22 protein-coding genes are annotated in these 18,072 nt (G+C 40.5%); 1 reads left to right on the top strand and 21 read right to left on the bottom strand.

The features are described from left to right. Positions 1 to 189: 189 nt before the first annotated feature. The 16 genes from ACTB00_RS05950 to hisG all read right to left on the bottom strand — a co-directional run bounded on the left by ACTB00_RS05950 (position 190) and on the right by hisG (position 11,947). Positions 190 to 1,074 (bottom strand): diacylglycerol/lipid kinase family protein, encoded by an 885-nt coding sequence (locus ACTB00_RS05950; RefSeq protein WP_463299000.1) that lies wholly within the window; start codon positions 1,072 to 1,074, stop codon positions 190 to 192. 49 nt (positions 1,075 to 1,123) lie between these two features. Next, the gene (hisIE, locus tag ACTB00_RS05945) at positions 1,124 to 1,726 is read right to left on the bottom strand and encodes a bifunctional phosphoribosyl-AMP cyclohydrolase/phosphoribosyl-ATP diphosphatase HisIE (protein ID WP_463298999.1); all 603 of its coding nucleotides are present in this window, start codon (positions 1,724 to 1,726) and stop codon (positions 1,124 to 1,126) included. 15 nt (positions 1,727 to 1,741) lie between these two features. After that, a complete protein-coding gene (locus tag ACTB00_RS05940) occupies positions 1,742 to 2,065 on the bottom strand; it encodes a type II toxin-antitoxin system PemK/MazF family toxin (RefSeq protein WP_463298998.1) in 324 nt (107 codons plus the stop codon). After that, positions 2,056 to 2,301, bottom strand: coding sequence for an AbrB/MazE/SpoVT family DNA-binding domain-containing protein (locus ACTB00_RS05935; RefSeq protein WP_463298997.1), 246 nt, complete (start codon positions 2,299 to 2,301; stop codon positions 2,056 to 2,058). Before ACTB00_RS05935 ends, ACTB00_RS05940 begins: the two co-directional genes overlap by 10 nt. Positions 2,302 to 2,351: 50 nt before the next feature. Then, positions 2,352 to 3,104, bottom strand: a complete 753-nt coding sequence (gene hisF, locus ACTB00_RS05930) for an imidazole glycerol phosphate synthase subunit HisF (RefSeq protein ID WP_463298996.1) — start codon at positions 3,102 to 3,104, stop codon at positions 2,352 to 2,354. A gap of 64 nt (positions 3,105 to 3,168) precedes the next feature. Then, on the bottom strand, positions 3,169 to 3,909 hold the full coding sequence (gene hisA, locus ACTB00_RS05925; protein WP_463298995.1) for a 1-(5-phosphoribosyl)-5-[(5-phosphoribosylamino)methylideneamino]imidazole-4-carboxamide isomerase: 741 nt from the start codon (positions 3,907 to 3,909) through the stop codon (positions 3,169 to 3,171). Positions 3,910 to 3,996: 87 nt separating this feature from the next. Beyond that, positions 3,997 to 4,596, bottom strand: coding sequence for an imidazole glycerol phosphate synthase subunit HisH (hisH, locus tag ACTB00_RS05920; RefSeq protein ID WP_463298994.1), 600 nt, complete (start codon positions 4,594 to 4,596; stop codon positions 3,997 to 3,999). Positions 4,597 to 4,639: 43 nt separating this feature from the next. Then, the gene (locus ACTB00_RS05915) at positions 4,640 to 4,993 is read right to left on the bottom strand and encodes a four helix bundle protein (RefSeq protein WP_463298993.1); all 354 of its coding nucleotides are present in this window, start codon (positions 4,991 to 4,993) and stop codon (positions 4,640 to 4,642) included. Between the two features lie 50 nt (positions 4,994 to 5,043). Then, entirely contained in the window at positions 5,044 to 5,574 is a 531-nt protein-coding gene (locus tag ACTB00_RS05910; RefSeq protein ID WP_463298992.1) for a TlpA family protein disulfide reductase, read from the bottom strand. Positions 5,575 to 5,580: 6 nt separating this feature from the next. Then, entirely contained in the window at positions 5,581 to 6,465 is an 885-nt protein-coding gene (purU, locus tag ACTB00_RS05905) for a formyltetrahydrofolate deformylase (protein WP_463298991.1), read from the bottom strand. A gap of 53 nt (positions 6,466 to 6,518) precedes the next feature. Beyond that, positions 6,519 to 6,908 carry a GxxExxY protein gene (locus tag ACTB00_RS05900; protein ID WP_463298990.1) on the bottom strand — a complete coding sequence of 130 codons (390 nt, stop codon included), beginning with the start codon at positions 6,906 to 6,908 and terminating at the stop codon, positions 6,519 to 6,521. A gap of 48 nt (positions 6,909 to 6,956) precedes the next feature. Continuing rightward, entirely contained in the window at positions 6,957 to 8,078 is a 1,122-nt protein-coding gene (gene hisB, locus ACTB00_RS05895; RefSeq protein ID WP_463298989.1) for a bifunctional histidinol-phosphatase/imidazoleglycerol-phosphate dehydratase HisB, read from the bottom strand. Between the two features lie 50 nt (positions 8,079 to 8,128). Further along, a complete protein-coding gene (locus ACTB00_RS05890; RefSeq protein ID WP_463298988.1) occupies positions 8,129 to 8,551 on the bottom strand; it encodes a four helix bundle protein in 423 nt (140 codons plus the stop codon). Then, complete coding sequence (gene hisC, locus ACTB00_RS05885) at positions 8,548 to 9,579, bottom strand: histidinol-phosphate transaminase (RefSeq protein WP_463298987.1); 1,032 nt, start codon at positions 9,577 to 9,579, stop codon at positions 8,548 to 8,550. Before hisC ends, ACTB00_RS05890 begins: the two co-directional genes overlap by 4 nt. 169 nt (positions 9,580 to 9,748) lie before the next feature. After that, positions 9,749 to 11,038 (bottom strand): histidinol dehydrogenase, encoded by a 1,290-nt coding sequence (gene hisD, locus ACTB00_RS05880; protein ID WP_463298986.1) that lies wholly within the window; start codon positions 11,036 to 11,038, stop codon positions 9,749 to 9,751. Positions 11,039 to 11,089: 51 nt separating this feature from the next. Then, entirely contained in the window at positions 11,090 to 11,947 is an 858-nt protein-coding gene (gene hisG / locus ACTB00_RS05875; protein ID WP_463298985.1) for an ATP phosphoribosyltransferase, read from the bottom strand. Positions 11,948 to 12,269: 322 nt separating this feature from the next. Here hisG and ACTB00_RS05870 point away from each other — a divergent pair, with 322 nt between their 5' ends. Then, a complete protein-coding gene (locus ACTB00_RS05870) occupies positions 12,270 to 13,361 on the top strand; it encodes a glycoside hydrolase family 88/105 protein (RefSeq protein WP_463298984.1) in 1,092 nt (363 codons plus the stop codon). Between the two features lie 81 nt (positions 13,362 to 13,442). On the opposite strand, the gene dnaJ is transcribed toward ACTB00_RS05870, so the two are convergent. The 5 genes from dnaJ to ACTB00_RS05845 all read right to left on the bottom strand — a co-directional run bounded on the left by dnaJ (position 13,443) and on the right by ACTB00_RS05845 (position 17,983). After that, complete coding sequence (gene dnaJ / locus ACTB00_RS05865; RefSeq protein WP_463298983.1) at positions 13,443 to 14,606, bottom strand: molecular chaperone DnaJ; 1,164 nt, start codon at positions 14,604 to 14,606, stop codon at positions 13,443 to 13,445. Positions 14,607 to 14,623: 17 nt separating this feature from the next. Next, on the bottom strand, positions 14,624 to 15,235 hold the full coding sequence (locus ACTB00_RS05860) for a nucleotide exchange factor GrpE (RefSeq protein ID WP_463298982.1): 612 nt from the start codon (positions 15,233 to 15,235) through the stop codon (positions 14,624 to 14,626). A 161-nt stretch (positions 15,236 to 15,396) separates the two neighbouring features. Further along, complete coding sequence (locus tag ACTB00_RS05855; RefSeq protein WP_463298981.1) at positions 15,397 to 15,921, bottom strand: TlpA family protein disulfide reductase; 525 nt, start codon at positions 15,919 to 15,921, stop codon at positions 15,397 to 15,399. Positions 15,922 to 16,040: 119 nt separating this feature from the next. Beyond that, positions 16,041 to 17,348: a UDP-N-acetylglucosamine 1-carboxyvinyltransferase gene (murA, locus tag ACTB00_RS05850; RefSeq protein WP_463298980.1), complete on the bottom strand. Its 1,308-nt coding sequence runs from the start codon at positions 17,346 to 17,348 to the stop codon at positions 16,041 to 16,043. Positions 17,349 to 17,362: 14 nt separating this feature from the next. Further along, positions 17,363 to 17,983 carry a DUF4290 domain-containing protein gene (locus tag ACTB00_RS05845; RefSeq protein WP_463298979.1) on the bottom strand — a complete coding sequence of 207 codons (621 nt, stop codon included), beginning with the start codon at positions 17,981 to 17,983 and terminating at the stop codon, positions 17,363 to 17,365. Positions 17,984 to 18,072 lie beyond the last annotated feature (89 nt).

The following is an 18,072-nucleotide window of genomic DNA, read 5'->3' as shown; positions in this document are numbered from 1 at the left end:
GGGAATATCTATGATTCCATCAGGCAGCAAGGCTATTCCATAAGGAATAGAGATAATTCCATCGGTCAGCACGATTATTCTTTGTCTTTTGAAGGGGTGGAGTGATTGCTACATTATGCAGCAATACGGTTTTACAACGCAGAGCAAGCGAGAGAGGATGATGGAGCGTTTGCTGAAGTAACTGACTGCTCACTTGATTTTAACCTTTCCAGTATTAATCACATTTAGCACCCCGCGCTGAACCTCGATTTGTAGCGGACTGATTAGCTGAACAGCTTCTCCGTCGATGTGGAATTTATTTTCGGCTGTGATGATGGTGATTGGCGATTGGCAGGGGATATACTGAATTTTTCTGTTGTTCTTCAGCTGTCCGGTAAATAGTTTGAAGGCAAAATAAGGAAACTCGAACCAATAAAGTGGTTTCACTAAAACAAGGTCGAACTGCCCGTCGGTTGGATCTGCCATCGGAGCCATTCTTGCTCCGTAGCCATATTGAGCTGAATTGGCAATGTCGATAATGAAAAAATGGCCGGCAATGGTTTCTTTTTCCAGATGAATGGTTGCCTGCACTGAGTGGTAGCTGAAAAACACCCGGACGGTGCTGATGAAGTAGTTCCAAAATCCGCGACCTTTTAGTTTGGTGAAATCATGGGCTACCGCGGCATCATACCCAATGCCCGTAATGTGAACGCTGATCAATCCATTAACCCGGTTGACATCTGTTTGACGAGTTTGGCCACTCTCAATAGCTTGTATCAATTGTTTCAGGTTTTTTTTGTAGCCAAACTCACGGGCAAAGCCGTTACCCGATCCGGCAGGATACACAGCCAGCTTTTTGTTGGTGTCGACTAATGCGGAGGCCACTTCGTTAACGGTTCCATCTCCGCCAACGGCAACAAACACATCGTAATTGTTGAGCTCTTCGCGGACAATTTCAAGACTATGCCTGGGGTATTCGCTTAACCGGAAAGCAACTTTGTCCTTATACAACTCCAATTGACGGATTAGGCGTTTGGTTTTTCCTTTACCCGCACGTGGGTTAATGATGAATAGAATTCGACTGGACGTAACCATACTTTTTGAGAAGTAAGAAAGCCCTGTATTACACAGGGCTTAATGGATATTATTGGTGTCGTTTCTTCAACTCGCGGGCTAAATCCTCAATGCGGTATCCTTTGTGCGTCAGCAGTACGATGAGGTGGTACAATAGATCGGCTCCTTCGTACAGGAAATTTTCATCGTCGTTAGCCATCGCTCCAATGATGGTTTCCACGGCTTCTTCACCCACTTTTTGGGTGATGGTTCTGGTGCCTTTTGTAAACAACGATGTGGTGTACGATCCCTCTGGCATTTCTTCTTTACGTTTGTCGATAAAATCCTGTAAGTGCTTGATAAATGCCAGGTCATCCTGCTCATTGATTTCATTCCAGCACGTATCGCTGCCGGTATGGCAAACCGGACCAACCGGATTTACTTTGATCAGCAGGCTGTCGTTATCGCAATCCGAGGCGATAGAAACCACATTTAAAAAGTTGCCACTTTCTTCGCCTTTTGTCCACAGGCGGTTTTTTGTCCGGCTGAAGAAAGTTACTTTGCCGGTTTCTTCGGTTTTGGCTAAGGCTTCTTCATTCATAAAACCAAGCATCAGTACTTTGGCGGTTTTATCATCTTGAATGACGGCCGGGATGAGACCGTTTTGTTTTGAAAAATCTAGTTTTTTGTCCATGTTGTTTTTTGTGTTTTAATCGACGTAAGTCTCTCGTAATATTGATTTCAGTTTCCTGATCTCAGACTTGGTCAGGGAGCCTAGTACTTTTATGATTCTTTGCCTATCAATCGTTCGGATTTGGTCAAGCACTACCCAGCCTTTTTTATCGTCGTGCCTGACAGCTATTCGTGTTGGATATTTTTTTGAACTGGTTGTCATCGGGGCAATCACAACGTTTCTCAAATATTTATTCATTTCATCGGGCGAAATAACCACACAAGGTCTGGTCTTTTTTATTTCACTGCCAATGGTGGGATCCAGATTGACCAATAGAATTTGGTATTGATTTATTTCCATTCCTCCAAATTTTCATCTTTGAAGACATCATCGATCAACAACTGGTCATCACCGTTCTCGGCCATTTCCTTGAATGCTTTTTCCCATCCTTTTCTGGATTTAGACATCGGCTTGATAATGATTTGATCTTCTTCCAGAATCAAATTGACCGAATCTTTGATGCTGTACTTGTCAATCATGGTTTTACTAAGACGGATGCCTTTTGAGTTCCCTATTTTTATAACCGAAACTTCCATTATTTTAGTTTTTGTAATTACAAAGTTATAACTTTTTACAAAAGTTAGGACTAGCGTATCGGAATGTTTTTACTCTTCAAATAACTTTTTAAATCAGGAATACCAATTTCTTTATAGTGAAAAATGCTGGCAGCCAGTCCGGCATCGGCTTTCCCTTGGGTGAACACATCTACAAAGTGATCCATGTTTCCGGCACCACCGGATGCGATGATCGGGATTTTCAGCATGTCGGCCATTTTGGCCAGTTCTTCGTTGGCAAAACCACCTTTGGTTCCATCGTGGTCCATAGAGGTGAACAGGATTTCGCCGGCACCACGGTCTTCTGCTTCTTTTGCCCAGCTGAATAATTCTTTGTCAGTGGGAATGCGTCCTCCATTAACCGTTACTGTCCAATGCCCATCGTAGTTTTTGGCATCGATGGCAACCACCACGAACTGCGTTCCGAAATTGAGTGCCAGATCATTAATTAGTTGCGGATTTCGAACGGCTGATGAATTGATGCTTACTTTGTCGGCTCCGGCACTCAAAAGTGCTTCAGCGTCTTTTATTTCGCTAATTCCGCCACCAACCGTGAATGGAATGTTTAATTCGCGGGCAATGCGCTTAACCAACTCCACAAAGGTTTTACGTCCTTCGTGCGTTGCCGTAATGTCGAGGAAAACCAGTTCGTCAGCTCCTTGCTCGGCATACATTGCTCCCAGTTCAACCGGGTCGCCTACGGCTTGTATATTGACAAAGTTTATGCCTTTTACGGTCTGACCGTCTTTAATATCCAGGCATGGTATAATTCGTTTTGCAAGCATGTTTTTATCGTTCAAAGTTCATGAGTACATGAGTTCATAAGTGTAATGTTTCGTAGTGATGTACTTATGCACTTATGAACTCGCTTATTTCTTTTAAGCTGATTCTATTTTCGTAAATGGCTTTTCCGGTAATTACGCCGGGAACATTCATTTCGTTCAGTTCGTGAATGTCTTTCATGGTGGCGATACCACCACTGGCGATCAGTTCCAGTCCTTCGAATTGACCCATAATTTCTTTGTACAAATCGATGCTGGGCCCGGTGAGCATGCCATCGCGGGCAATATCTGTGGAAATCACTTTCTGAATTCCTTGGCTGGTGTAGCTTTCTATAAATTCGAGAATCGATAATTCTGAAACTTCCTGCCAGCCGCTTACGGCAATCATTTTATCTTTCGCATCGGCACCTAAAATTATTTTTTCAGCACCGTAGGTTTCAATCCAGTTGAGGAACGTTTCGCGATCTTTTACGGCAATACTTCCGCCGGTAACCATTTGTGCACCGCTTTCAAAGGCAATTTTAAGATCCTCATCGCTTTTTAGTCCACCACCAAAATCGACAATCAGATTCGTTTTTGCAGCAATGGTTTCCAAAACTTTATAGTTGACAATGTGCTTGGCTTTTGCGCCATCCAGATCCACCAAGTGTAAACGAGTGATTCCGGCATCTTCAAACATTTTGGCTACTTCCAACGGCTTTTCGTTGTACACCGTTTTTTGGTTGTAATCACCTTGCGAAAGACGCACGCATTTGGCATCGATGAGGTCGATGGCGGGGATGATGGTTATTTTGTTGTCAGAGTTCATGTTAATAGTTCATAGGTTCATAAGTACGAAGTTCATAAGTAAAAAATGGTACATAGCAGATGTACTTATGAACTCATGCACTTTGTACTAAATCTTTAAAAAGTTTTCTAATATTTTAGCTCCAATCGGACCACTTTTCTCTGGGTGAAATTGAGTCGCGTAAAAGTTGTCTTTGTGTAAGGCGGCGCTGAACGGGTTGATGTAATTTCCTTCAGCGGCAGTGTGTTCGCCAACTGTGGCGTAAAACGAATGCACAAAGTAGACAAATTGATTGTCCAACGATTCATCAAACAAATCGCTGTTCAATTTTGAAATGGTGTTCCATCCCATGTGAGGCACTTTCGTTACGAACTCCATACCGGGTTCAGGGATGAAGCGTTTTACTTTCTCCTCGAAAATGCCCAAACAGGGCGTGTCTCCTTCTTCGGAGTGGCTGCACATCAATTGCAGTCCGAGGCAAATGCCTAAAACCGGTTGCTTCAGCGACGGAATTAATTGATCCAATCCTGCTTTCTTCAGATAAGCCATCGTTGTGCTGGCTTCACCAACACCCGGAAAAATGACTTTGTCGGCGGCCTTAATTTTTTCGTGATTGCCCGTGATTTCAGCCTCAATGCCTAATCGTGAAAGAGCATTACTGACTGATTCAATATTTCCGGCGTTGTATTTGATAATGACGATGTTCATAAATAGATGAGTTCATGAGTGCGAAGTACAAAAGTACTTCTATTTATTTTTCTATTTTTCTTTCTAAACCTCTTATTAATGCTTCAATTTCTTTGGATTGATTGAATAGTAACTCAAAATCATCAGAATTTAAATATTCAATATTTTTAGAGATTTCTAGTTGTGTTTGGCATTCGTAAAGTGATCCAATTGAAATTCGAATAAAACGGATAAATTCCTTGTTCCCTTTTCTTCCAAATCCTTCGGCAAAATTACTTGGTACTGAGACAGCAGACCTTCTAATTTGTGAAGTTAGCCCAAATTGTTCTTCTTTCGGAAAAGTATGAGTGAGTTTGTACACATTAGTAACAAAAGCCATCGCTTTCTGCCACGCAATAAATTCTCGATATGTTTTCATATTCCAATTTCGAGTTTAACTTATGAACTGATGTACTATGTACTGATGAACTATTTCAACAATTTGTCAATGACCTCTTTCATTTCATCAAACTCTTCCTGCTTAAATAGACGGGTCATATAAACAATTTCACCTGTTTTGTTGATGATTACATTTCGGGTTACACCGGCACCTTTTTCAGCATACTTGTAAAATATTTTGCCGTTTGGATCGAGTAGGAGCGGGTAGGTAACCGGTATATCTTGGGCAAATTTTTGCACCTTCTCTTTTGGTTCATCCAGATCAATTCCAAACAAGGCAAAGTTTGAGTTGTCTTTGTGTTGCTGCCAAATTTCCTTTTCGATGTGCGGCATTTCCCTGCGGCAAACGCCACACCAGCTGGCTGTAAACTGGAGCATGACTACTTTCCCTTTGAAATCAGAAAATCGGATGGTTGCTCCATCGGCAGACACAGCAGTGAATTCAGGCGCTTGTTCTCCGATTTCTACGACGTATCCATAGTCGGGCGGAATTTCTTTTTCAACAGTTTCAGCCCGAGTAAAAGTTGTAATGAGTAGCATAATAAGCGCTATTGATTTCATTTTTCATTAATTAAATACAACCGTACGGTTGTTGTAAACCAGTACTTTTCGTTGCAGGTGATTAAACACAGCGTTCGATAAAACAATTTTTTCCAAGTCACGCCCTTTCCGAATCAGACTTTTAATAGTATCAACATGGCTGCATTGCGTGACACCTTGCTCAATGATGGGACCTGCATCTAAGTCGTGAGTTACATAATGACTGGTAGCACCAATCAGTTTTACCCCACGGGCATGTGCTGCGTGGTAGGGCTTTGCACCTGCAAATGCCGGTAGAAATGAATGGTGGATATTGATGATTTTATTGGGGTAGTGCGAAACAAAATCTTTCGACAGGATTTGCATATAGCGTGCCAACACAATAAAATCAATTTTGTGCTTTTTCAATAATTCAACTTCTTTTGCTTCCTGTTCGGCTTTGTTTTCAGAGGTCACGGGAACGTATTCGAATTCAATTCCAAAACGCTCTGCAACAGGACGCATGGTTTCGTGGTTGCTGATGATAACCGGAATTTCAACATCCCATTCGCCAGCAGTATATCGTCCCAAAATATCAAATAAGCAATGCGACATTTTAGAAACGAAAATAGCCATTCGGGGAACATCTTCTGAAAAATAGACCTTCCAGGTCATTTCCAATTTTGAACCAATTAGTGTATCAAAGTATTCACCAATTTTTTCTGAAGGGATGGCAAAATCATCCAGTTCCCATTCAACCCGCATGTAAAAAATCTTTTCAATTCGGTCGACATGCTGATCGAGGTTGATGATATTCCCATTATTCTTATTCAAGAATTCAGTCACTGTTGCTAAAATACCCTGCTTGTCAGGGCAGTGTATTAAAAGAACTGCTGTATTCTTTTTTTCACGTAAGGGTTTGATGCTTTTCATATCTATTTTTTTAAACCACAGAGCTTACAGAGATTTACTCAGAGAACTCAGAGTTAACTTTTATATTTATTAATTACTCTTTTTAATCCTTTCACCAATTGAACTACGTTGAAATTAATTAATAACCCCAACTTGCAATCTGCTAATTTGAGATAGGTAAGAACTTGCGCCAAGTGAATTTCATTTAGTGCATCAACTGATTTTATTTCTATTACAATTCTATTTTCAACTAAAAGATCCACCCGGTATCCACATTCCATTTTAACTTCTTCATAAATTAGAGGTAATGGCTTTTCTTTTTCAACTTTCAGTCCAGCTTTTCTGAGTTCGAAAAAAAGACATTCTTGATAGGCGGACTCCAATAATCCCGGGCCAAGTGCGCGGTGAACCTTTATTGCTGCTCCAATTATCTTTTCTGTTATTTCATTGTCATTAAAATACATTCTCTGTTTACTCTGAGTAATTCTTAGGTATCTCTGTGGTAAAATAAATTATAATGCTCCTTTGGTTGAAGGGAGTTCAAAGTTAAACACATCTTTTTTGATAGCCATTTTTATTGCACGGGCCAGTGCTTTGAAAATACCTTCAATCTTGTGGTGTTCATTATCACCTTCGGCTTTAATATTTAAGTTTGAAAGCGAAGTGTCGGAGAATGATTTGAAAAAGTGAAAGAACATTTCCGTTGGCATGTCGCCTACATTTTCGCGTTTGAATTCGGCATCCCACATGATCCAGGGGCGACCGCCAAAGTCGATAGCTACCTGCGCCAGACAATCGTCCATCGGCAGGCAATAACCGTAGCGTTCAACGCCTCGTTTGTCTCCCAGCGCTAGTTTAAAAGCTTCTCCCAGTGCCAAGCCGGTATCTTCAATGGTGTGGTGCTCGTCAACTTGTAAGTCCCCACTAACCTGAATTGTTAGGTCAACCCCGGCGTGGCGGGCAATTTGATCCAACATGTGGTCAAAAAATCCCAATCCGGTGCTGATGTTTCCTTTGCCTGTTCCATCCAGATTTAATTCAATATTGATTTGTGTCTCTTTGGTATTGCGCTGTACTTGTGCGGTTCTTTCGGGTGCCGCAACCCGGGCATAAATTTCATCCCAGTCGGATGTTACTAATGCACAATGTTTTTCCAAACCTTTATCCTGCATTTCTTCAACCAAAGAACCGTCATTAATCAGAATCCCTTTTGCTCCCAGGTTTTTAGCCAGTTCAATATCAGTCAACCGATCGCCAATAACAAAGCTATTCGCTAAATCATAGCTGCCGTCCATATATTTCCCCATCATCCCGGTACCCGGTTTGCGTGTTGGTGCATTGTCTTTTGGGAAGTGTCGATCGATCAGGATGTCATCAAAAATTACTCCTTCGTTTTCAAAAGATTTGACTACTTTATTGTGTGCCGGCCAAAACGTATCTTCGGGAAACGAGTCTGTTCCTAATCCATCTTGATTGGTGACCATGACTAAATCATAATCCAGATTTTTTGCAATGAAGTGCATGTTTCGAAATACCTTTGGAAGATATTCAAGTTTTTCCAGCGAATCGATTTGTTCATCTGCAGGCTCTGTAATCAGAGTTCCATCACGGTCAATAAATAATGCCTTTTTCATAAGTGTAGAAATTTTGAATAATGAATAAACAATACTCAATATCCAAGTGATTAAATTTTCAATTTCATTTTAGCAGTTTTTACACTTTTTGCGAAAATTGCTATTAGTTCTTCATTTTCTTTCATGATAGGAAGAGATAAACTCTCTATGATAAAAGATTTTTTGATGAGTATTTTTAACGAAATTCTTGTTTCGCGCAGTTCTTTTAATACAAGCTGAATTTTATGAATGAAATCGCGTTGAGATTCGGCTGACTGCGCTTCGCCATAAATCAAAGCAGGAGCAGTCCCGCTTCTTATTATTTGACCTGCCAAATGATTTGCAAGTCTCGTATTTGGTAGTTGTTCAACAATTTGATCGACTTTCAATGCAAAGTCAATTAACCGTTCTTCCAAGTCATAATTACGCCTTTCAACATTCATTTCCTGGATATTTGTTATTGAATATTCTTCATTGGATATTTTCTTTCTCAAATCAATTCTTTCAATTTCTCTATCAGTATTTCGTTCTCTTCCGGTTTGCCAACGGTAATTCTCAAACTGTCGTCACATAGAACGACTTTTGAGCGATCGCGGACAATGATTCCATTTTCAACAAGGTAATCGTAAATTCCACGGGCATCGTACATCTTTACCAAGACAAAATTAGCATCGGAAGGATAAACTTTTTGCACGAATGCCAGATCTTTTAAAGTATCTTCTAACTTTTTCCTTTCCGTCAACAATACTTCAACCCATTCTTTTTTTTCTTGTTCCTGCAAAAGCAATTCTAATGCTTTTTGCTGAGTTAAGATATTAATGTTGTATGGGTATTTTATTTTATTGAGGATTTTAATGATTTCAGAATTGGCAAAGGCCATACCTAATCGAATTCCGGCCATTCCCCATGCTTTTGAGAACGTCTGCAAAATCACTAAATTTTCGTATTTGTTCAATTCCGGAAGCATGCTTGCATCTGGCGCAAAATCAATGTATGCTTCATCAATGATTACAATGCCTGAAAAACCTTCAATCAGTTTTATTACTTCATTTTTGTCCAGTAAGTTTCCTGTTGGGTTATTGGGAGAACAGATAAAAATAAGTTTGGTGTTATCGTCAACGGCATTTAAAAGTTCTTCGGCTGAAAAGTGATAGCTTCCATCCAATTTTACTTTGCGAACTTCAGTATCGTTGATGTCTGCTGCAACCTGATACATCCCATAAGTTGGATCGATTGTAACGATGTTATCTTGTTTGGGCTCGCAAAATGCTCTAAAAAGTAAGTCGATCGGTTCGTCGCTACCATTTCCCAGGAAGATTTGCGACGGCTCACATCGTTTTATTCCTGCAATTTTTTCTTTGACTTCCCGCTGCAAAGGGTCGGGATAGCGGTTGTATGGTTCGTTAAACGGATTTTCGTTGGCATCTAAAAACATCATAGCTTCGCCAGTGTACTCATTGCGTGCTGATGAATAGGGTTTTAGGTTTTTGATGTTTGTCCGGATGAGTTTTTCTATGTTCATTTTATTTATTTTTGAAGGCAGTGGAAGACGATAGAAAGCTTTGAAAGCAATTGTTTTAAATTCGTCTTTCCAAAGCTTGGATATCATTCCAACGTTTTACTTTCAAATTATTCAGTCTTTTTAAATAAGTTTCTGCCAGATCTTGATCAATCTATTCGTTGATTTATTTTCAATTGTCTTCTATAGCCTTCAATCTCAACGTAACAGCATTCTTGTGAGCATCCAAGTGTTCGGCACCTGCCATTTTTTCAATGACCGGGCCTAAATTTTGGATACCTTCTTTGGTAATTTCCTGGAAAGTTATTTTACGAATAAAACTATCGAGATTGACACCACTAAATGAACGTGCCCACCCGTTTGTTGGTAGGGTGTGGTTTGTCCCCGAAGCGTAGTCTCCTGCACTTTCAGGCGTGTAATTGCCAAGAAATACCGACCCGGCATTGATTATTTTTTCAGCCACTTCCAGGTAGTTGTCCATTGAAATGATTAAGTGCTCTGGTGCATATTCATTAATCATATCGATTATTTCTTCTTTGGTATTCAAAATAATCGCAACACTGTTGTCCAACGCTTTCGTGGCAATTTCCATTCGGCTTAATTCTGCCAATTGGTTGGCTAGTGCAGTTTCCACTTCATTCACCAATTTCTCCGAGTTGGTAATCAAAACCACCTGAGAGTCCGGGCCGTGCTCGGCTTGCGAAAGCAAATCAGAGGCAATAAATGCCGGATTGGCTGAGTCATCAGCCATTACAGCAACTTCCGATGGGCCGGCAGGCATGTCAATAGCTACGTCGGCAATGCTGACCAACTGTTTTGCAGCCATCACATATTGATTTCCCGGGCCAAAAATCTTGGACACTTTAGGAATCGGACCAGCACCATATGCCATTGCTCCGATTGCCTGAACACCTCCGAGTTTAAAAATTTGAGTTACGCCAACCAACTGAGCTGCAAACAAAATAGCTGGGTGAATCTTTCCCTCCTTATTTGGAGGAGTGCATAATACAATTTCCTGACATCCTGCGATTTTTGCAGGAATGGCTAACATCAGCACACTTGAAAATAGGGGAGCAGATCCGCCTGGAATATACAGGCCTACTTTTTCAATGGCGACTGGTTTTTGCCAGCAGACTACCCCCGGAGATGTTTCAATCTTTTTAACTTCTGTCTTTTGGCTGGCATGAAAATCAGCGATGTTCCTTGATGCCGTCTGAATGGCTGCTTTCAGCTCATCATCTAACAACGCAGCAGCCTCTGTAATTTCGGCCTCTGTTACAGCAAAGTCGCTGATGGTCACCCCGTCAAACTGTTTGGTGAACCTTTGAACAGCAGTCATGCCATCTGTTTTTATTTCATCCAGAATAGCCTGCACTCGTCCGGTCAAATCCGCTGCATTAAACAGCGGACGTTCAAGGATTTGAGACCATTTGCTTTTTTCAGGATTCAAGTAACGTTTCATGCTTGTCAAAATTATTGAATTTCAGATTGTTTTTTTATAGATATGGGCGGATTAAAAAATCATTTTTTCAATCGGAACAACTAAAATACCCTGAGCTCCGGCGGCTTTTAGTTTACCGATGATTTCCCAGAAGTCGCTTTCTGCAATAACTGAATGCAATGAACACCATCCTTTTTCAGCAAGAGGAGTGACTGTCGGACTTTTCATCCCGGGCAAGATTGCCGTAATTTCTTCAATTTTATCGTTCGGAGCATTCAGCAAAATGTACTTTTTATCTTTTGCTCGTTCTACCGATTCCATGCGGAAAATCATTTCCTCCAAAATGGCTTGTTTCTCAGCTGATAGCTCTTGTGGAGCAACCAAAACGGCTTCGGAATAAAGAGCTACTTCAACCTCTTTTAAGCGGTTTGAAACCAATGTTGAACCGGAACTAACGATATCGAAAATGGCATCAGCCAGTCCAATCCCAGGGGCAATTTCCACTGAGCCGGAAATAACGTGAATGTCAGCTTTTACGTTATTTTTATCCAGAAAATCTTTCAAAATGACCGGATATGAGGTGGCAATTTTTTTCCCATTGAACCACTCGATGCCGGCATATTCTTCAGTTTTTGGAATAGCCAGGCTTAAACGACATTTGCTGAATCCCAGTCGCTTAACAATTTTAACGTTTTGCTGTTTTTCCAACATTTCATTTTCTCCGACGATACCAATGTCGGCAACTTGGTCAGCAACCGCTTGGGGGATATCATCATCACGTAAAAACAGAACTTCGATTGGGAAGTTTTTAGCAGGAGCCAATAGTTTACGTTTTCCCAGATTGATCTTAATTCCAGCCTCTTGTATGAGCTGCATTGAATCTTCGTTTAATCTTCCTTTTGTCTGAATAGCAATTCTCAATTGTGTCATGATAGTTTAAATCAATAAAAAAGGCCTACCTAATGGTAAGCCTTCTTTGGGTTAATATTTTTTAAAACAAAACAAAAGAATTACGGCCTACCAATAAATAGGTTGTTGTGATGATGACCGTAATGTCCAAGTTTGTTGTACATGTCGTTTTAATTTTGTGCTGCAAGTATAGTGATAAATTAAAAGTGTACCAAACGAAAAATTCACAAATTATAGTTTTTATATGAATACTTATTCATTTATTAAACTATTGGGCGAACAGCAATCGATTGTATTATTTTCCTATTTTTGAAAAGTTGATTAATCCTAATCCAAATTTGTTATGAGAAAAATTCTTTCCTTTTTTATGCTGGTCATGTTTGCAGTCACACTGAATGCACAAAATACAGAGAAGTTTTTTAAGCCGCGATACATTAAAAAAACCATGAATAAGGCTGCTAAATGGCAGTTGAAAAATCCAAAACATGAGTTGTATGACTGGACAAATGGTGCGTTTTACGCCGGTATTTTTGCAGCATATGAAACGACTGGCTCCAAAAGATTATGGAAAGCATTGATTGCGATGGGAGAGTCGAATGAGTGGAAGCCCGGTCCGCGCTTACAACATGCCGATGATCACGCAATCTGTCAAACTTATATTGATATTTATCGGATTGAAAAGGATGAAAAAATGATTGAACCATTCAAGGAAGCGGCTGATCAAATCATGTCAACACCTTATAAAACGGGGGAAATTAGGCCGATAACATGGTGGTGGTGCGATGCACTATTTATGGCTCCTCCCGCATTTGTGAAATTAGGAGTGACACTGGATGAAGATAAATACCTGGAATTTAATGATCGACTATTTAAAGAGACCTATGATTTACTCTTTGACAAGGATGAAAATCTGTATGCGCGAGATATGAAATATAAGACCGATTGGAAGGAGCCAATTAGAGAAAAAAATGGTGAGAAAATATTCTGGTCGCGTGGAAACGGTTGGGTGATGGGCGGACTGGTTCGTGTGCTGGATGAGTTGCCGGCGGATTATAAAAACCGTGCTTTTTACGAAAATCAGCTTCTGAAAATGGCGGAAACGATCAAGTCGCTTCAACAAGACGATGGTTTGTGGCGTGCCAGTTTGCTCGATCCAAAATCCTATCCGGGAGGCGAAGCCAGTGGCTCTGGTTTTTACACTTATGCGTTGGCTTGGGGAGTGAACAATGGCTTGCTCGACAAAGCCGAATATAAACCAGTGATTGAAAAAGCATGGATTGGCTTGAACGGATTAATTCAGCCGGATGGTCATGTTGGTTGGACACAGCCCATTGGCGCTGATCCTCGGGCAAATTTTTCAAATGATAGTTGGGAAGTTTATGGCACAGGAGCTTTCTTATTAGCGGGCAGTGAGGTTATAAAAATGGATTGGTAGGTAATTTCTGAAGATAGATTTAAAATAGTAAAGCCGTTTTCATTCGATGAAAACGGCTTTACTATTTTTAGTGATGCTTTATTAGAAAATATTTTTCATTTTCTCGAAAAAGTTCTTGTCGCCTGCACCAGGTGTGTGTTGGAAGTTCTCTGACTCCTGAAGTTTTTCAAGCATTTTGCGTTCTTCTGGTGAGATCTTTTTCGGTGCCCACGCATGAATCCGTACGAGTAGATCACCTTTGCCATATCCGTTAACATCAGGCAAGCCTTTACCTCGTAAACGAAGAATTTTCTCAGGCTGCGTACCTGCTTCAATTTTGACTTTTACTTTACTTTCAACGGTCGGAATTTCAGATGTTGTTCCCAATGCAAAATCAGGAAGACTAAGGAACAGATTATATATCAGGTTGTTTCCGTCGCGAATCAAGTCTGGATGATTCTCCTCTGTAATAATAACCAGTAGGTCACCATTAACTCCTCCACGGCGGCCGGCATTTCCTTTTCCCGACACGTTCAATTGCATGCCTTCAGCAACTCCTGCAGGAATTTTAATGTTAACAACTTCTTCGTCTCGAACAACACCTTCGCCATTACACGAAGTACATTTGTTCTTGATCATTTGACCTTCGCCATTACAGCTTGGACAGGTAGCAGTCGTTTGCATTTGCCCAAGTAGCGTGTTGGTAACTCGGGTTACATGACCGCTCCCCCGGCAGGTTGAACACGTTGTGTAGTCATTGCCTCCTTGTGCGCCGGTTCCACTACAAGTATCGCAGCTTTTGTATTTTTTTAGTTTGAGCTTTTTCTCAACGCCGTTGGCGATGTCTTTCAGCGAAAGATTGACTTTTACGCGCAAATCTGATCCGCGGTGAACCCGACGACCTCCGCCACGCGATGATCCGCCAAATCCACTAAATCCGCCACCGCCAAAACCATGACCGCCAAACACATCGCCAAACATAGAAAAAATGTCATCCATTGACATGTCGTGCTGGCTAAATCCGCCACCACCTCCGGCTCCACCGACTCCAGCATGGCCATACTGGTCATACCGTTGTTTTTTCTGAGGATTGCTTAAAACTTCGTAAGCTTCAGCGGCTTCTTTGAATTTATCCTCAGCTTCCTTGTTATCCGGATTTTTATCTGGGTGATATTGGATCGCTTTCTTCCGATATGCTTTTTTAATTTCTTCGGGCGAAGCGCTTTTACTAACTTCTAAAATCTCGTAAAAATCTCTTTTTGCCATACTTGCTTTTTGTTTGCCTATTCACCAATCACAACTTTCGAAAAGCGAATGACTTTCTCGTTCATCACGTAACCTTTCTGAATTACATCAACAACTTTCCCTTTAAGTTCTTCCTTTGGAGCCGGAATTTTAGTTACTGCTTCGTGTAAGTCAGTATCAAATTCTTTCTCTTTGGCTTCAATTTCCTGGATGTTGTTTTGCTTTAAAAACTCCTGAAATTTGCTGTAAATCAAAGTTATTCCTTGCTTTAAAGGGTCATCATCTTTCATTTCACTGAAAGCAATAAGTGCTCGTTCAAAGTCGTCGATTACCGGAAGAATATTGACCAATACCGTTTCACCTCCAGTTTTTATCAGCTCCATTTTTTCTTTCATGGTGCGTTTGCGGTAATTGTCAAATTCCGCTTGCAGACGAATGTGTTTGTCCTTTAGGTCGATTAGTTCGTTTCCTAAAGCTTCAATTTTTTCGTCTGTATTATCTTTCTTCGACTTCTTATTTTCTTTTTTACCCTTCGCTTTCTTTGATTTTTTATCTTCTTCAGCAGCTTTATCATTTTCCTGAGCAGTGTTCTCTTTTACCTCAGTTTCTTCAACTTGCTCTTTTTCTTTATTAGTTTTTTCTTCTGCCATTGTTGTTTGTTATTTAATTTACCGGATTGACAGTTTACAAAAATGTTGCCATTACGTGATATGGGACATTTTGACACCTCATTCTTGTAAATTGCTGACAAAATTATAAAAAGAAAGGCAGCACGCATGTGCCACCTTTTAATTTATATGATTTTATAATCTTATTTTAATAATTGGGTTAGGGTATTTTCTAATACGGGGCCACGTGAGTTTTTAGCAACAATAATACCTTCGCCATTGATTAGAAAGTTGGCGGGAATACCTCGAACTCCGTACACGGCAGCATATTTAGAATACCATCCTTTTAAGTCTGAAACATGATAGTCCCAGGTTAATTTATCAGCTTCAATTGCTTTTACCCATGGTTCTTTCGCTTTATCTAACGAGACGCTATAAACGGTAAAGCCATTTCCATTTTTAAATTTTCGGTCTTTAAACTCCTGATAAGCTGAGACTACGGTTGGGTTTTCGCGACGACAGGGACCACACCACGACGCCCAAAAGTCGATCAGCACCATTTTTCCGTCCAATGATGAAAGTTTTAATTCTTTGCCGTCAACTGATTTTTCAACAATCTCAGGTGCTTTGTTTCCAATTCCCAAGCCAATTTTCGCTTCATCTTGTGCAATTGACTGAGTTACAAAAGCAAATAATAAAACGAAGGCTGCTAAAATATTTTGTTTCATTTTTGTGGATATGTTTAAATGTCAACTAAATCAAGCTCAATAATAGTAAAAATGAAGATGTGTAGTTGTGTTGAAAACTACTTTTTTGAAAATATTAACAAATATTATTCTGAATGAAATTAGTTTGAGCGTTTAATATTGGCACCAATTGCGCTGAGTCGTTCATCAATTGCTTCGTACCCACGGTCAATTTGTTCGATGTTGAAAATCTCACTTTTACCTTGAGCCGATAAAGCCGCTATCAGCAATGCTACCCCGGCACGAATATCGGGCGATGACATCATTGTTCCGCGAAGCATGTGTTTTTTATTGAGCCCGATTACTGTTGCCCGATGCGGATCACATAGTATAATCTGTGCTCCCATATCAATCAGTTTATCGACGAAGAACAGCCGGCTTTCAAACATTTTTTGATGAATTAGCACGCTTCCGTTGGCTTGAGTGGCAACAACTAAAAAGATACTTAATAAATCAGGAGTCAAGCCGGGCCAGGGAGCATCGGAGATATTCATGATCGAACCGTCGATGAAGGTCTCAATTTCATATTCGTCCTGAGCCGGAATGTAAATGTTATCTCCTTTTATTTGAAGTTTGATCCCAAGTCGTTTAAATGCATCGGGAATTATTCCAAGGTGGTCAACTCCTGCGTTGGGAATGGTGATTTCGGAACCGGTCATCGCTGCTAAGCCAATAAAACTACCCACTTCAATCATGTCGGGTAGTATTGTATGATTGCAGCCTTTAAGCTCTGTCACTCCTTCAATACGGAGAAGATTTGAGCCAATGCCATCAATCTTTGCTCCCATTGAAACCAGCATTCTTGTAAGTTGCTGCAAGTAGGGTTCGCAGGCGGCATTGTAAATTGTGCTGGTGCCTTCTGCCATCACGGCAGCCATTAAAATATTGGCAGTACCGGTAACCGAAGCTTCGTCAAGCAGCATGTACTGACCTTTAAGCTTTTCGGTTGAAACCTGGAAGAAGTGATTGTCGGGATCGTAAGTGAATTTGGCTCCCAGTTTTTGAAGTCCGACAAAATGAGTGTCTAATCGACGACGGCCAATTTTATCGCCTCCGGGTTGCGGAATTAAGGCTTCTCCAAAACGAGCCAGCAGTGGGCCTACAATCATGATCGATCCACGCAAGCTGGCTGCTTGTTTTGCAAATTGTTCCGATCGAAGGTGTTGCATGTCCACCTGATCGGCCTGAAATTGATATTCTCCTTTCTTTAGACGCTGGATTTTAACTCCCAATTCGCCTAGGATTTCGATCAATTTCAAAACATCCCGGATTTCAGGAATATTGGTAATGGTGATTTTATCGCTCGTTAGAAGTGTAGCACAAATTACCTGAAGCGCTTCGTTTTTGGCTCCCTGTGGCTTTAGTTCGCCAGACAATTTATTTCCACCTTCAATTTGAAATGTTGCCATCTCTAATAAACGTATTATGACTTTCTAACGTGTTTTTTAGGGCCTCTGTTTTGATTGGAGTTTTGCTTTTTTCGTGGAGCGTTTCGTTGTAGAATGTCCCGGGTTTCTGCCAAATCTAAATCATCACGTTTGATTCGTCCTTTTGATAGGATTTCCAAATCTTTGTATATTTTATCGTCATCAACGGCATCTTTATTCCATGTCAGGTAGCTCTTTTTCATGTGGTTTGCCAGCATGGTGATCAGAATTTCCTTTTCCTCTCCATCTTCAAACTCAACGGCCTTTTCAACCATTAGCTCCAACGTTTTACCGTAATAGCGAAATCGAATGTTATTGCTGGCGTATTCAACTTTCTTAGGAGGTTCCTGAAATGTTTCAGGTTTCGGTGGATCATACGGATAATCGATGTCCAATTTAAAATCAGCCATAATGGCCAAGTGATCCCATAGTTTGTGCTTGAAATCGTTAATATCACGAAGGTATGGATACAGATTACCCATAATATCGATAATGGTTTGAGCCGCCAGGTTGCGTTCTGCTCTGTCTTCAATGGTCATCACATGATCAACCATATTTTGAATATTACGCCCATATTCTGGAAGGGGTAATTTTTTACGATTTGAATTATAATCCATTTAAAAAAATCTAATAAACTTTTGTGTCAAACAAGGTTGTTCAGATTCGGTAATTTAGTTGATAATCTGAAGTGAAGGAGATTCCCTAA

The organism is Sunxiuqinia sp. (assembly GCF_055140945.1).
This window is presented reverse-complemented; position numbering and strand designations above follow the sequence as displayed.

Bases quoted from the DNA above. Each gene is read 5' to 3' on its own strand.
- ACTB00_RS05950 (WP_463299000.1), bottom strand. From the start codon at position 1,074: ATGGTTACGTCCAGTCGAATTCTATTCATCATTAACCCACGTGCGGGT.
- hisIE (WP_463298999.1), bottom strand. From the start codon at position 1,726: ATGGACAAAAAACTAGATTTTTCAAAACAAAACGGTCTCATCCCGGCC.
- ACTB00_RS05940 (WP_463298998.1), bottom strand. From the start codon at position 2,065: ATGGAAATAAATCAATACCAAATTCTATTGGTCAATCTGGATCCCACC.
- ACTB00_RS05935 (WP_463298997.1), bottom strand. From the start codon at position 2,301: ATGGAAGTTTCGGTTATAAAAATAGGGAACTCAAAAGGCATCCGTCTT.
- hisF (WP_463298996.1), bottom strand. From the start codon at position 3,104: ATGCTTGCAAAACGAATTATACCATGCCTGGATATTAAAGACGGTCAG.
- hisA (WP_463298995.1), bottom strand. From the start codon at position 3,909: ATGAACTCTGACAACAAAATAACCATCATCCCCGCCATCGACCTCATC.
- hisH (WP_463298994.1), bottom strand. From the start codon at position 4,596: ATGAACATCGTCATTATCAAATACAACGCCGGAAATATTGAATCAGTC.
- ACTB00_RS05915 (WP_463298993.1), bottom strand. From the start codon at position 4,993: ATGAAAACATATCGAGAATTTATTGCGTGGCAGAAAGCGATGGCTTTT.
- ACTB00_RS05910 (WP_463298992.1), bottom strand. From the start codon at position 5,574: ATGAAATCAATAGCGCTTATTATGCTACTCATTACAACTTTTACTCGG.
- purU (WP_463298991.1), bottom strand. From the start codon at position 6,465: ATGAAAAGCATCAAACCCTTACGTGAAAAAAAGAATACAGCAGTTCTT.
- ACTB00_RS05900 (WP_463298990.1), bottom strand. From the start codon at position 6,908: ATGTATTTTAATGACAATGAAATAACAGAAAAGATAATTGGAGCAGCA.
- hisB (WP_463298989.1), bottom strand. From the start codon at position 8,078: ATGAAAAAGGCATTATTTATTGACCGTGATGGAACTCTGATTACAGAG.
- hisC (WP_463298987.1), bottom strand. From the start codon at position 9,579: ATGAACATAGAAAAACTCATCCGGACAAACATCAAAAACCTAAAACCC.
- hisD (WP_463298986.1), bottom strand. From the start codon at position 11,038: ATGAAACGTTACTTGAATCCTGAAAAAAGCAAATGGTCTCAAATCCTT.
- hisG (WP_463298985.1), bottom strand. From the start codon at position 11,947: ATGACACAATTGAGAATTGCTATTCAGACAAAAGGAAGATTAAACGAA.
- ACTB00_RS05870 (WP_463298984.1), top strand. From the start codon at position 12,270: ATGAGAAAAATTCTTTCCTTTTTTATGCTGGTCATGTTTGCAGTCACA.
- dnaJ (WP_463298983.1), bottom strand. From the start codon at position 14,606: ATGGCAAAAAGAGATTTTTACGAGATTTTAGAAGTTAGTAAAAGCGCT.
- ACTB00_RS05860 (WP_463298982.1), bottom strand. From the start codon at position 15,235: ATGGCAGAAGAAAAAACTAATAAAGAAAAAGAGCAAGTTGAAGAAACT.
- ACTB00_RS05855 (WP_463298981.1), bottom strand. From the start codon at position 15,921: ATGAAACAAAATATTTTAGCAGCCTTCGTTTTATTATTTGCTTTTGTA.
- murA (WP_463298980.1), bottom strand. From the start codon at position 17,348: ATGGCAACATTTCAAATTGAAGGTGGAAATAAATTGTCTGGCGAACTA.
- ACTB00_RS05845 (WP_463298979.1), bottom strand. From the start codon at position 17,983: ATGGATTATAATTCAAATCGTAAAAAATTACCCCTTCCAGAATATGGG.